Source organism: Rhizobium sp. SEMIA4064, assembly GCF_003025035.1.
GTDB lineage: Bacteria > Pseudomonadota > Alphaproteobacteria > Rhizobiales > Rhizobiaceae > Rhizobium > Rhizobium paranaense.
Map to the genome: position 1 here is coordinate 24,883 of NZ_PYJN01000022.1, position 12,534 is coordinate 37,416.

Consider the following 12,534-nt stretch of genomic DNA (forward strand, 5'->3'; position numbering starts at 1 on the left):
CAGCATATATAGGCGCTTTATGCACCTGCTGCGACAATCAGAAAACAGCAGCTTTTTGACGGAATTGCGGGAAAGCTCAAGGTTTGGCTTGACGTAGCCGGCCGCGCTGACTATAGAACCGCAACTTTCCAATTATGGCCTGTTGGATTGCGCGCCGGGTTTTGCCCGGGATGACTATCCGATGGCCAAGAAAAACAAAAGTAGGTGTTCCATGTCCCGCATGTGCGAATTGACCGGCAAGGCCGTCCTCGTGGGCAACAATGTTAGCCACGCCAACAACAAGACCAAGCGTCGGTTCCTGCCGAACCTCTGCCAGGTCACTCTGATTTCTGACGTTCTTGGCCAGCGTTATCGTCTGCGCGTTTCCGCTGCAGCACTCCGCTCGGTCGAGCATCGCGGCGGCCTAGACGCTTTCCTTATCAAGGCAAGCGAAAACGAGCTCAGCATGCGCGCCCGCCTGCTGCGTCGCCAGATCGTCAAGAAGACCGCTGAAGCTGCTGAAGCTGCTGTAGCCGCTTAAGCCAAACTTCTCGATATAATACGGGCTAAAAGGCTTGCACGGATAACCTCCGGACAGGCCTTTTTCCATGTCCGGTTTCCCTCCAACTGGTGGCATCACCCAGGATAAAAAAATGCTGAAATCACGCTATACGCTTGCCTATGTTCTGCTGATGACGCTGGTCGTCGTTGCCTCCAACATCCTCGTGCAGTATCCGCTGCAGGCGACGATCGCCGGCATCAATCTCGCGGATATCCTGACCTGGGGCGCCTTCACCTATCCCGTCGCCTTCCTGATCACCGACCTGACCAACCGCCAGTTCGGCCCGAAGGCCGCGCGCAAGGTGGTGTTTGCCGGTTTCGTCGTCGGCGTTACCTTGTCCTTCTTCACCGCACAGCCGCGTATCGCGATTGCCTCGGGCTCGGCCTATCTCGCCGGCCAGCTTCTCGATATCTCGGTGTTCAACCACCTGCGCCGCATGGCCTGGTGGCGTGCGCCGCTGTTCGGTTCGCTGATCGGCTCGATGCTGGACACGGTGATGTTCTTCTCCTTTGCCTTCGCCCCCTTCTTCGTCTTCTTCGGCCCGAACGATCCCTTCGCGATCGACTGGGCGCCGATCCTCGGTGCCTTCTCGACATCGGCACCACGTTGGATTTCCTGGGCGATCGGCGATTTCTCGGTCAAGGTGACCGTCGGCCTCGTCATGCTGCTGCCCTATGGCGCGCTGATGAACGTGCTGAAACCGATGTCGCAGCAGCAGGCACGAGCCTGACCGCAAGCACCAGCACGACTACGTTCGCCCGAACTCGCGGCGATCAAGGCTTCGTCGCAACCGAGGAACCGACCGGCGGCTCCTCATTCACTGCATCGGCGAACTTGCGCATAAGCCGCACCAGTTCGTCGACCTCGTCCGGATTCCAGCTCTCGAAGATGGCGCGCCCGATCCTTTCGCGCGCCGCGTCGACCAGATCGGTCATCGCCTTGCCTTTTTCGGTGATGACGGCCTCACGGACGCGACGGTCGGCAGCACTCCCCTTTCGCTCGACCAGCCCGAGGCTTTCCAACTTTGCGACCTGGCGGCTGACGGTGGTGTAGTCCCGCCCCACGCGATCGGCCATTTCCACCACGCCGATCGGCCCGAACCGCTCGATGCCGACAAGCAACGGAAACAACGCCCGGTCCAGCGGAATTCCCGCCTCCTTGATCAGCACCTCATCGCGCTGCGGTCGATTTATCACCGCGACGATATCGAGAACAGCCCCATGCAGTTGGCGCAATTGATCGGAGATATGTGTATTTTGCACATTTTTTGTTGACGACATTCCTGACTCCTCATATATGTGCATTATACACGCATTATCGAGATCCAAAAGGATAAATGTCATGAAAGCTGCCATCGTCAGGGAAGCCGGGCACGCGCCCGTTTACGGAGATTTCGCCGAGCCGGTGCCATCGGCGGATGAGGTTCGCGTCACCGTTACCGCCGCCGCCATCAGCCATGTCGTCAAGGGCCGGGCCTCGGGCAAACACTACAGCTCGTCCGGCCAGTTCCCCTTTGTCGTCGGCATCGACGGCGTGGGCCGGCTTGACGACGGGCGTCGGGTCTATTTCGTCGTGCCGAAGGCGCCGTTCGGCAGCATGGCAGAATACGCCGTGGTGTCCCCGGCCCATTGTATAGCCCTGCCCGACGATATCGACGACATCACCGCTGCCGCCATTGCCAATCCCGGCATGTCCTCCTGGGCCGCCTATACCGAACGCGCCAAACTCAAGGCCGGTGAGACCGTATTGATCAACGGCGCCACCGGCACCGCCGGCCGCCTCGCCGTGCAGATCGCCAAGCATCTCGGCGCACGCAAGGTGATCGCCACCGGCCGCAACATCGACGCCCTACGCTCGCTTGCGGCGATTGGCGCCGATGTGACGATCCCCCTGGTGGAAAACGACGCCGCTCTGGGGGAGAGCTTCAAGCAACAATTCGCCGAGGGCGTAGACGTCGTCATCGACTACCTCTGGGGAAGAAGCGCCGAACGCCTGCTGATCGCCGCCGCCAAATTCGGCCGGGATGCCGTGCCTCTGCGATTCGTGCAGATCGGTTCCAGCAGCGGGGCGGATATAACACTGCCGAGCGCAGTGCTGCGTTCTTCCGCAATCGAGCTGATGGGCAGCGGCATCGGCAGCATATCGGTCGACGGGCTCGTCCATGCCGTCGGCAAGCTGTTGCGGGCGACCACTCCGGCCGGCTTGACGGTCGCAGTAAAGCCCGTTCCCCTCTCCGACGTCGAGCGGGCATGGCCGGAGGATGACAGCGCGCGGCGCACCGTCTTCACGATGAATGCCGTGACATCCTGAGGAACCACGTCAAAGGCGCGGGCCGCTATTTCATGCTGACTGCCGTATCGTCCCGCAGCCGGAATTCCAGCATCAGGCTTCGCTGCAAAATCGAATGGTTGTCGTCGGAGACCATGATCAGGTGGATCGTACCGTCGGCAGCCCGGAAAGCGTCCAGCCCTTCCATATTGTCGATCTGCAGATTGGACCCTGCTTCGAAGATGACATTGCCGTCGACGACCGCGCCGGGCTTGATGTCGCCGCCGGCAATACGGCGGATGCGTACGCCGATCCCGTGCGCCAGATCGAAGCGCCGCTCCAGCAGCAGCAGATCGCCGTCGGGCAGAAAAACACCGTCGCTGGCGTCGAAATCGTCGCTATGGCGCACCGTAAAACGGCCCTTCAGCGGCCCATCCAGGATTGCCGCCAGCATGTTGCCTTCATCGTCCAGACTGCGCTCCGCGACGATCACCGCTGCCCCCGCCAACGGGCTTGATTGCGGCGCGGTCATCAGGGTTTCCAGGCTGCGGTTGCCGTGCAATTGCTTCTTCGGGATCAGGATCGGAATGCTGCCATCCGGCGGCGATGTCTCGAAGCCGGGATCGGGATAGGAATCGACGCGATGATTCTGCTCATAGCTGACGAGAACATGGTTGCCCCGTAGCACCAGCCCCTCCGCATCCATCGCGCCCTTACCGGCATCCGTCTCACCGAAACGGTCGACCATGGGCATGATACGGGCATCGACGATGCCTTTCAGTTTGCCGTCCTCGTCACGCTCGATGGTTCCCGTCAGCCAATGGCCGGTATCCAGGACCGAAACGAAATGACGCTGATCCGGACGGAAGCGGATGGCGGAGAGGGCGCCGAGAAGCGCATTGCCGGAGCTGAGTTCGAGGCCGCCGAGAAATTCAAGCGCACCGAACCGTGTCTGCTCGGAACCGGGCTTGAACGCCGAAATCGCCGTCGCGTGGATGTCCGCAGATCCGCCTTCCGAAGTATCCACAGAGCCACAGCCGGCGAGCAGCATCACAAGCATGGTCGCGCGGCAAAGGCGTTTCATGGGCTCTCACGGGGCCTTGCAACTGGGCGGAAATCGCACCGGCCGGAAGGCCGATGCAGGTTTGACTATGGGCTATTCAGCTTGCGCGACGCATACGCGGCAGGCTTGCCTGATCCTCGAACAGCGATGCAAGCTGTTCCGTCATGGCGCCGGCCAACTCGTCGGCATCGACGATCGTGACGGCGCGGCGATAATAGCGCGTGACGTCGTGGCCAATGCCGATTGCCAGCAGCTCCACCGGCGAACGCGTCTCGATCTGCTCGATCACGGCGCGCAGGTGCCGCTCCAGATAGTTGCCCGGATTGACAGACAGCGTCGAATCGTCGACCGGCGCGCCGTCCGAGATCATCATCAGGATGCGGCGCTGCTCGCGGCGGCCGAGCAGGCGGTTATGCGCCCAAATCAGCGCCTCGCCGTCGATATTTTCCTTGAGCAGGCCTTCGCGCATCATCAGGCCGAGATTGGTACGCGCCCGCCGATAGGGCTCGTCTGCCGATTTGTAGATGATGTGGCGAAGATCGTTGAGCCGGCCCGGCGTTTGCGGCTTGCCGCCGGCAAGCCATTTCTCGCGCGCCTGTCCGCCCTTCCAGGCCTTGGTAGTGAAGCCGAGGATTTCGACCTTAACGCCGCAGCGTTCCAGCGTGCGCGCCAGAATATCGGCGCAGGTGGCTGCGACGGTGATCGGCCGGCCGCGCATCGATCCGGAATTATCGATCAGCAGCGTCACGACCGTATCGCGGAATTGCGTGTCGCGCTCCATCTTGAAGGAGAGTGCCTGCATCGGATCGATGATCAGGCGCGTCAGACGTGCCGGGTCGAGATAACCCTCTTCGAGGTCGAAATCCCAGGCGCGGTTCTGCTGCGCCATCAACCGGCGCTGTAGGCGGTTGGCGAGCCGCCCTACGGCACCCTGCAGATGCGCGAGCTGCTTATCGAGGAAGGCACGCAGGCGCTCGAGCTCGACGGTGTCGCAGAGCTCCTGCGCCGTCGTCGTCTCATCGAATTCCTCGGTGAAGACGTGGTAGTCGACCTTTTCGTTGAAATCGGCGAAGGGCGTGTTCGGACGGCGGGTTTCGCCCGGCGTCTCCGAATCCTCTTCGCCCTCTTCGCTCATGTCGTCGTCGGAGATTTCGGCGCCATCCATCTCGCCGTCGTCCATCTGCTCATCGGAAGCTTCGCTGTCCTCAGCAGGCGCGGAGTCGGAACCGTCGTCGTTCTCGACGTCCTGATCATCCTGATCCTCGCCGCTCGGCTTGTCCTCCTCGGCAGACTCCTCATCGGAATCCGGCTCCATGTCCTCGTCGCCGTATTCCTCGGCCATTTCCATGGCCGTCAGCATGCTGCGCACGACGCGGGCAAAAGCCTGCTGGTCATTGATGGCAGAAAGCAGATGGTCGAGTTCGCCGCCGGTCTTGTCCTCGATGAAGGAACGCCAGAGGTCGAGCACTTTGCCGGCGCTTGCCGGCGGCTGCTGGCCGGTCAGCTTCTCGCGCACGATCATCGCCATGGCCTCGCCGATCGGCGCATCTTCTTGCCGCTCGATGCCGGAGAAATTCGCCTTGGCGTATTTTTCTGAATTCATCGAATTGAGGTTGGTGGCCATACCGCTCATGCGCAGCGCGCCGATCGATTCCACGCGAGCCTGTTCGACGGCATCGAAGATGGAGCGCGCATCGGCGCCCTGCGGCGCCATGGTGGCATGCACGCGCGCATCGTGGCAGGCAAGCCGCAAGGCCATGGAATCGCCAAGGCCGCGCGTCACCGCCAGCTCATGCGCCGTCAGCCGCTTCGAAAGCTCCGGCAGGCGAATGCGCTCGCCCGTCATCCCCGGGCGCTCGTTGGCGAAAGCCACCTCGACCTCGGCATCGCCGGCGATCGAGCGTACGCAGCCGGTAATCGCCCGACGCAACGGCTCCATGTCCACCGGGGCACCCGGCTTCGCTTTGGAATTGTCTCCGCGACCTGCCATGACTTGCTGGCTCTTCTTCTTAGGCTTCGAGCACGATGTTGGCGGCGCTTTCCTTCAGCTCGACGCCGAAAGCGCGCTGATACTGCTCGGCGACCAACGGCCGCTCCAGCTCATCGCACTTGTTGAGGAAGGTCACGCGGAAGGCAAAGGCGACATCGCCGAAGATTTCCGCATTTTCCGCCCAGGTGATGACCGTACGCGGGCTCATGACGGTGGAAAGATCGCCGTTCATGAAGGCTGCACGGGTCAGATCGGCGACACGCACCATCTTGGACACGGTGTCGCGGCCCTTTTCGGTGCGGAAGGACTTCACCTTGGCGAGCACGATATCGACTTCGTTGTTGTGCGGCAGGTAGTTCAGCGTCGTGACGATCGACCAGCGGTCCATCTGCGCCTGGTTGATCTGCTGCGTGCCGTGATAGAGGCCAGTCGTGTCGCCGAGACCGATGGTGTTGGCCGTCGCGAACAGGCGGAAGGCGGGGTGCGGACGGATAACGCGGCTCTGGTCGAGCAGCGTCAGGCGGCCCGACGATTCCAGCACGCGCTGAATGACGAACATCACGTCCGGGCGGCCGGCGTCGTATTCGTCGAAGACGAGGGCGACGTTGTGCTGATAGGCCCAGGGCAGGATGCCGTCCTTGAATTCGGTGATCTGCAGCCCGTCCTTCACGACGATCGCGTCCTTGCCGACAAGATCGATACGGCTGACATGGCTGTCGAGGTTGATACGCACGCAGGGCCAGTTGAGGCGGGCTGCGACCTGCTCGATGTGCGAGGACTTGCCGGTGCCGTGATAGCCGGAAATCATCACGCGGCGGTTATGGGCAAAGCCGGCGAGAATGGCGAGCGTCGTCTCGCGATCAAAGAGATAGTCGGTGTCAAGGTCGGGCACATAGGCATCGCCCTTGCTGTATGCCGGAACGCGGATATCGGAATCGATGCCAAAGACTTCACGGACCGAAACGGTCGTATCGGGAAGCTCGGAAATATCAAGGTCAATCTTGCTCATCATGTCTCCAGGGCGGGTGACTCTCACCCAGCCATATCAATCTCAGCCGTTTTTGATCCGTGACGCCGCAGCTTGTTGTCCGCATCCGTCAGGTCGGAACAACGGCGATACTTCTCCGGGACTGAAGCGAAACCTCGGCGCGACGACATGATCGCTTGCGAGCATTCTTGAACAGAGTCCCGGACAAGAAACGCCGCGTCCGGAAAGTTGGCCGAGGTGCAGCCAGCCAAAAGCGCACCTTGCCGCAGTCGCCTGCGGCCTCAGCCGATTTGGACCATACCTGATTGAAGGCGGAGAGCAAGGACAGGAATTAACAAAAACCGTTCTGCTTCAACAATTGATAAGCCTGAATGACTGCGCGAAACCGTTCCTCCGACCCGCGGTCACCGCCATTGGCATCCGGATGGTGCTTTTTCACCAATTCCTTGTAACGGCTCTTGATCTCGGCGCTGGTGGCGTTCGCAGCCAGCCCCATCGTGTCGAAGGCTTTCGCTTCGAGCGTCTTCAGCTTGCGCTCCTGCGGGAAACGCGGGCCGCGTCCCTGCCCCTGCCCGTCCTTGACGAAACCGAAGGGATCGCGCACGCGGGAATAGGAACCGGAACGGATGTCGGATTGCAGTGGGCTGTTGCGCGCCGATTTGTTGACGCCGACGGTCCAGGTCGGACGATGACCGGTGATGGCTTCCTTCTGGTAGCGCGCGATCTCACCGTCCGAGAGGCCGGAAAAATAATTGTAGCCCTTGTTGTAATCTTTGACGTGCTCGAAGCAGAACAAAAAGAACTGCCCTTCCGCATTGCGCCCGACCGGCGCACGATGCGTACCCTTTTTATCGCAGCCGTCCCATTGGCACGTCGGCGGAGCCTGTTCGGCCTCCGGCTCGCGTTTGCGGCGGGTTCGAATGCGATCGAAATATTTTGAATCGAGTCTCATGGCGCCCTAATTATGGGGCCTCAGCCACCCCACAACAAGAATTGACAAATGGGAATGTTGCAGGCTTTGTGAAACCTTTTTCGCGAACAAGGTACCGGCGGGAATATGGAAACGACGCTTCAATCCCGCATTGAGAAAAAGCTCAACGAAGCCTTCGCGCCCGAACGTCTCGCTGTCATCAACGAAAGCCACTTACATGCCGGTCATCAGCCCGACATGACCGGAACGGGCGAGACCCATATAAGAGTTCGAATCGTCTCCGCCAAGTTCACGGGCATGACACGCCTTGCCCGCCACAGGGCGATCACAGAGCTTTTGAAGCCGGAACTCGATGCCGGCCTGCATGCCCTTGCCGTGGAACCCGCAGCACCGGGCGAAGCCGTGCGGTGGTAACGGCTACTCCGACTTCCCCTCTTCCGTCTCTGCCGGCCTGATCCGAAGCTTTGTGATGCGGTTCTTTTCCCGCTTCATGACGATGAAGCGCTTGCCGTAGAAGGTGAAGGCCTGACGTTCTTCCGGGATGGTCATCGATTCGTGGATGACGAGACCGGCAATCGTCGTCGCCTCTTCGTCGGGCAGATCCCAGTCGAGCGCGCGGTTGAGATCGCGAATCGGTACGACGCCATCGACGACGATCGAGCCATCGGCCTCTTGCCGCACACCCTGGATATCGAGGTCGTGCTCGTCGGAAATATCGCCGACGATCTCTTCCAGAATGTCTTCAAGGGTAACGATCCCCTGCACTTCGCCATATTCGTCGACGACGACTGCAAAATGCTGCTTGCGGCGCAGGAAGGCGTTGAGCTGGTCTTCGAGATTAGTGCTGTCGGGCACGAACCAGGGTTTTTGCGCGATCTTGACGATGTCGAGATTTTCCGGCTCGACATTCGGCTCCGCCAGCGCCCTCAGCAGATCCTTGGCGTGGACGACGCCGATGATGTTGTCGATCGTACCGCGCCAGAGCGGCATGCGCGTATAGGGGCTATCGAGAATGGCGCGGACGACGACTTCCGGCGGATCGTCGGCATTGATGGCGCGCATCGCCGTGCGATGGACCATGATGTCGGAAAGCTCCAGCTCGCCGAGATCGAGCACACCGCCCAGGCGGTCGCGGTCGGCCTTGACCACCGAACCCTCGCGATGCAGCAGATCGACGGCGCCGCGCAGCTCGTCATACGCCGACAGCATCGACACTTCCTTGGAGAGATTGATGCCGAAGAGGCCGAGAATCTGACGAACGATGGCGTTGACGAAGCTCGAAATCGGTCCGACGACGGCAACGAAGAGACGCACCGTGCCGGCGACATTGAGAGCAAAACGGTCCGGCGTCGAGATCGCCCAGCTTTTCGGCAGGACTTCCGCGAAGATGACGAGAATGACCGTCATGGCCGCCGTCGCCAGCGCAACGCCGGAGCTGCCGAACAGGCCGAGAAACAGGCTGGTTGCGATCGATGACGACAGGATGTTGGCGAGATTGTTGCCGATCAGCAGCGCGCCGATCAGCCGGTCACGGCGCTCGATCAACTGCCGCACGATCCCCGCGCGCTCGTCGCCATTCGCCTCCAGCGTATGGATGCGGCTGCGCGAAGCCGCCGTCAGCGCCGTTTCCGAACCGGAGAAAAATGCCGACAGCAGCACGAGCGCGATGATCGAGATGATCTCGGGCCAATATTCCCACAGAGCAGCCAGCGTGCCTTGAACCGTCATTGCGGATGTTTTTCCCTTAGGAAACTGAGAACTTCGGAAGCCGGAACATCATCGGCGACGAAAGATTGCCCGATGCCGCGGGTCAGGATGAAGGTGAGCTTGCCGCTCTTGACCTTCTTGTCCTGAGCGATCGCGTCCATCAACACCTCGGCCGGCGGCAGATCGCCCGGAATGTCGCCCATCCGCGTCGGCAGGCCGACCGCCTTCAGATGCGTCTCGACGCGCTTGGCATCGTCAGGGCTTGCCAGATTGAGGCGCGAGGAAAATTCGTGCGCCAGCACCATGCCGATCGAAACGCCCTCGCCATGCACCAGCCGCCGGCTGTCGTAGGCGGTGGCCGCCTCCAACGCATGGCCGAAGGTGTGGCCGAGATTGAGCAGCGCCCGGGGACCGTTTTCGCGCTCGTCGGCAACGACAACGTCGGATTTCGCCTGGCAGCTCGCGGCAATCGCCTCGATGCGTTGAGCGCCGCCGGAGAACACCTCTTTCCAGTTGGCCTCCAGCCAGGCAAAGAAATCCGGCTTGTCGATCAGGCCGTATTTGGCGACCTCGGCATAGCCGGCGCGGAATTCGCGTTCGCTGAGCGTATTCAGCACGTCGGTATCGGCGAGTACGAGATCGGGCTGGTGGAAGACGCCGACTAGGTTCTTGCCGTGATGGGTATTGATGCCGGTCTTGCCGCCGACGGACGAATCCACCTGCGACAGCAGCGAGGTCGGCACCTGTACGAAACGGACGCCGCGGCGCACGATGCCGGCAGCAAAGCCGGCGAGATCGCCGATCACGCCGCCGCCAAGCGCGATGACGGCATCGTTGCGCTCGACACGCGCCGTGAGCACGGCATCGCAGACGGCCATCAAATGCTCGAAGCTCTTTGTCTTCTCGCCGGCCGGCAGGACGAGCTTGGAGGACTGGATACCAGCCTCCTGAAGGCTCGCAATCAGCGCATCGAGATAGAGCGGCGCGACATTTTCGTCTGTGATGACAGCGGCTCTGCGGCCCTTCAACCTTGCTGCGATTTCCTTGCCGGCGCGCGCAATCAGGCCAGGGCCGATCAGAATGTCATAGGCGCGCTCGCCGAGGGGCACGCGGACGAGACGCTCGGCCGATGTGATCGCATTCATGGTGTCTTGCTTCCTTCTTTCCCCTCGACGATGGCCACAAGGACTTCCTTGACCATGACATCCTTGCCCACATCGCGGGACAAAACCGTGAGATCGGCTTCCGCATAGATCGGATAGCGCGCATTCATCAGCTTTTCGAGGGTCTGCTTCGGATTTTCGGTTTTGAGCAGCGGTCGCGTATCGCGCTTGTTGACCCGCTCCCAAAGCACGTCGAGATCGGCCTTCAGCCAGACGGACAGGCCGCTGCGTTTGACATGCCGGCGCGTCCGGTCGTTGATGAAGGCGCCGCCGCCGGTGGAAACGACGCGAGGGCCGCCCTTGAGCAGCCGCTTGATCACCCGCGTTTCCAGCGCCCGGAACTCGTCTTCGCCATAAGCCTCGAACAGCTCGGAAATCGTCATACGCGAAACGCGTTCGATCTCGATATCCGTATCGACGAAGGGAATGCCGAGCTGATGCGCGACCAGCCGGCCGATCGAGGATTTTCCGGCCCCCATTAACCCCACGAGGACAAGGTTGCGCGTGCCCAATACGGCGCGCGCTTTGTCTCTGAGGCTTTCTGCAAGGGTCAGCACTTCTTCGTTCATCGGCCCATTCACAATTTGTTTGGAAACGGTATCGTCAAATGCGCCTGTAGCGTCAAGACGCCGCAACATAAACATGTCTGCAATATCCTTCGGCTAACGCTTGTCGGATATGATTACACTATATCGCCGGACCAATGATTGGGACGAGGAGAGTTTCTGAATGCCGACCCTGTTTCGCTTCCTTGTCATCTGCGCGGTCATCGCCGGATCGGTCTATGGAGCAATGTGGGCTTTAGTGCTCTTCGTCGATCCGCAGCCGCGCGATGTGACGATCCGCATACCCTCCGAACGCGTCAACCCGCCGGCAACCGGCTCGGTCAAGCCGTGAGCGCGGGGATCGCCGTGAAGGATCTGAGCCGCGTCCATATGGAAGCCTTCCTCGAAATGATGAGCGCCGAGCGCGGCGCGGCGGTCAACACGCTGCAGTCCTATGAGCGCGACCTCGACGATCTCCACTCCTTTTTGTCGGAGCGCAAGGTCCGCATGACGGAAGCCGCATCGAACGATCTCGGCGCCTATCTCTCCGGCCTTTCACACCAGGGCTTCAAGCCCTCGTCGCAGGCACGCCGGCTGTCGGCCATGCGCCAGTTCTATAAATTTCTCTATGCCGAGGGTCTGCGCACGGATGATCCCACCGGCATTCTCGACGCGCCGAAGAAGGGCCGCGCCCTGCCGAAGACCATGGGCGTCGACGATGTGACGCGCCTTCTCGCCCAGGCCGAACAGGAAGCGGCCGTCGAAGGTCCCGATCAATTGCAGCATCTGCGCATGCTGGTTTTGCTGGAGCTGCTCTATGCCACCGGCATGCGCGTCAGCGAACTCGTGTCCCTGCCGGCGAAAGTGCTGGACCAGGAAGGCCGTTTCCTGATGATCCGCGGCAAAGGCAACAAGGAGCGGCTGGTGCCCCTGTCACAGTCGGCCATCGCTGCGCTGAAGACCTATGGCCGCCGACAGGCGCTGGAGGCTGCAAACACCAAACAGCCAGTTCCGGAAAGCCCATGGCTCTTTCCCGCAGCCTCCAAGCAGGGCTATCTGCCGCGGCAGGTCTTTGCGCGCGACCTGAAGGATCTCGCCATTCGCGCCGGCCTGACACCCTCGTTGATCTCGCCGCATGTGATGCGCCACGCCTTCGCCAGCCACCTGCTTGCCAATGGCGCGGACCTGCGCGTGGTGCAGGAACTTCTTGGCCATTCCGACATTTCGACCACACAAATCTACACACATGTGCTGGAAGAACGGCTTCACCAACTGGTGCAAACGCATCACCCCCTTGCCAAACAGGCTAAAAAACAGGATTAGGACCGGCACACAGGC

14 protein-coding genes are annotated in these 12,534 nt (G+C 61.1%); 6 read left to right on the forward strand and 8 right to left on the reverse strand.

The annotated features are described in order from the left end of the window. Positions 1-211 precede the first annotated feature (211 nt). Positions 212-520, forward strand: a complete 309-nt coding sequence (gene rpmB / locus C9E91_RS17325; RefSeq protein ID WP_107109522.1) for a 50S ribosomal protein L28 — start codon at positions 212-214, stop codon at positions 518-520. Between the two features lie 112 nt (positions 521-632). Further along, positions 633-1,271: a queuosine precursor transporter gene (locus C9E91_RS17330; RefSeq protein ID WP_107109523.1), complete on the forward strand. Its 639-nt coding sequence runs from the start codon at positions 633-635 to the stop codon at positions 1,269-1,271. A 43-nt stretch (positions 1,272-1,314) separates the two neighbouring features. On the opposite strand, the gene C9E91_RS17335 is transcribed toward C9E91_RS17330, so the two are convergent. Beyond that, on the reverse strand, positions 1,315-1,821 hold the full coding sequence (locus C9E91_RS17335; protein WP_107109524.1) for a MarR family winged helix-turn-helix transcriptional regulator: 507 nt from the start codon (positions 1,819-1,821) through the stop codon (positions 1,315-1,317). 61 nt (positions 1,822-1,882) lie between these two features. On the opposite strand from C9E91_RS17335, the gene C9E91_RS17340 reads away from it, so the two are divergent. Next, positions 1,883-2,851, forward strand: a complete 969-nt coding sequence (locus C9E91_RS17340) for a quinone oxidoreductase family protein (RefSeq protein ID WP_107109525.1) — start codon at positions 1,883-1,885, stop codon at positions 2,849-2,851. A gap of 25 nt (positions 2,852-2,876) precedes the next feature. Here the strand turns inward: C9E91_RS17340 and C9E91_RS17345 are convergent, their stop codons facing one another. The 4 genes from C9E91_RS17345 to C9E91_RS17360 all read right to left on the reverse strand — a co-directional run bounded on the left by C9E91_RS17345 (position 2,877) and on the right by C9E91_RS17360 (position 7,802). Continuing rightward, the gene (locus tag C9E91_RS17345; protein WP_107109526.1) at positions 2,877-3,893 is read right to left on the reverse strand and encodes an esterase-like activity of phytase family protein; all 1,017 of its coding nucleotides are present in this window, start codon (positions 3,891-3,893) and stop codon (positions 2,877-2,879) included. Between the two features lie 76 nt (positions 3,894-3,969). Further along, positions 3,970-5,862, reverse strand: a complete 1,893-nt coding sequence (gene cobT / locus C9E91_RS17350; RefSeq protein ID WP_107109527.1) for a cobaltochelatase subunit CobT — start codon at positions 5,860-5,862, stop codon at positions 3,970-3,972. Between the two features lie 19 nt (positions 5,863-5,881). Next, positions 5,882-6,871 (reverse strand): cobaltochelatase subunit CobS, encoded by a 990-nt coding sequence (gene cobS / locus C9E91_RS17355; RefSeq protein WP_107109528.1) that lies wholly within the window; start codon positions 6,869-6,871, stop codon positions 5,882-5,884. Positions 6,872-7,181: 310 nt separating this feature from the next. Continuing rightward, the gene (locus C9E91_RS17360) at positions 7,182-7,802 is read right to left on the reverse strand and encodes a J domain-containing protein (protein WP_107109529.1); all 621 of its coding nucleotides are present in this window, start codon (positions 7,800-7,802) and stop codon (positions 7,182-7,184) included. Positions 7,803-7,907: 105 nt separating this feature from the next. On the opposite strand from C9E91_RS17360, the gene C9E91_RS17365 reads away from it, so the two are divergent. Next, positions 7,908-8,195 carry a BolA family protein gene (locus C9E91_RS17365; RefSeq protein WP_107109530.1) on the forward strand — a complete coding sequence of 96 codons (288 nt, stop codon included), beginning with the start codon at positions 7,908-7,910 and terminating at the stop codon, positions 8,193-8,195. A 3-nt stretch (positions 8,196-8,198) separates the two neighbouring features. Here the strand turns inward: C9E91_RS17365 and C9E91_RS17370 are convergent, their stop codons facing one another. From C9E91_RS17370 to C9E91_RS17380, 3 genes are read right to left on the reverse strand one after another with little or no spacing between them, the layout of a single operon-like run. Then, entirely contained in the window at positions 8,199-9,509 is a 1,311-nt protein-coding gene (locus C9E91_RS17370; RefSeq protein ID WP_107109531.1) for an HlyC/CorC family transporter, read from the reverse strand. Then, entirely contained in the window at positions 9,506-10,633 is a 1,128-nt protein-coding gene (gene aroB, locus C9E91_RS17375) for a 3-dehydroquinate synthase (protein ID WP_107109532.1), read from the reverse strand. The genes C9E91_RS17370 and aroB overlap by 4 nt, the downstream gene beginning before the upstream one ends. Beyond that, on the reverse strand, positions 10,630-11,220 hold the full coding sequence (locus tag C9E91_RS17380) for a shikimate kinase (RefSeq protein WP_107109924.1): 591 nt from the start codon (positions 11,218-11,220) through the stop codon (positions 10,630-10,632). Before C9E91_RS17380 ends, aroB begins: the two co-directional genes overlap by 4 nt. Before the next feature lie 160 nt (positions 11,221-11,380). On the opposite strand from C9E91_RS17380, the gene C9E91_RS19850 reads away from it, so the two are divergent. After that, complete coding sequence (locus tag C9E91_RS19850; RefSeq protein ID WP_028754795.1) at positions 11,381-11,548, forward strand: hypothetical protein; 168 nt, start codon at positions 11,381-11,383, stop codon at positions 11,546-11,548. Further along, positions 11,545-12,519: a site-specific tyrosine recombinase XerD gene (gene xerD / locus C9E91_RS17385; RefSeq protein ID WP_511458170.1), complete on the forward strand. Its 975-nt coding sequence runs from the start codon at positions 11,545-11,547 to the stop codon at positions 12,517-12,519. The genes C9E91_RS19850 and xerD overlap by 4 nt, the downstream gene beginning before the upstream one ends. The last annotated feature ends 15 nt before the right edge of the window (positions 12,520-12,534 follow it).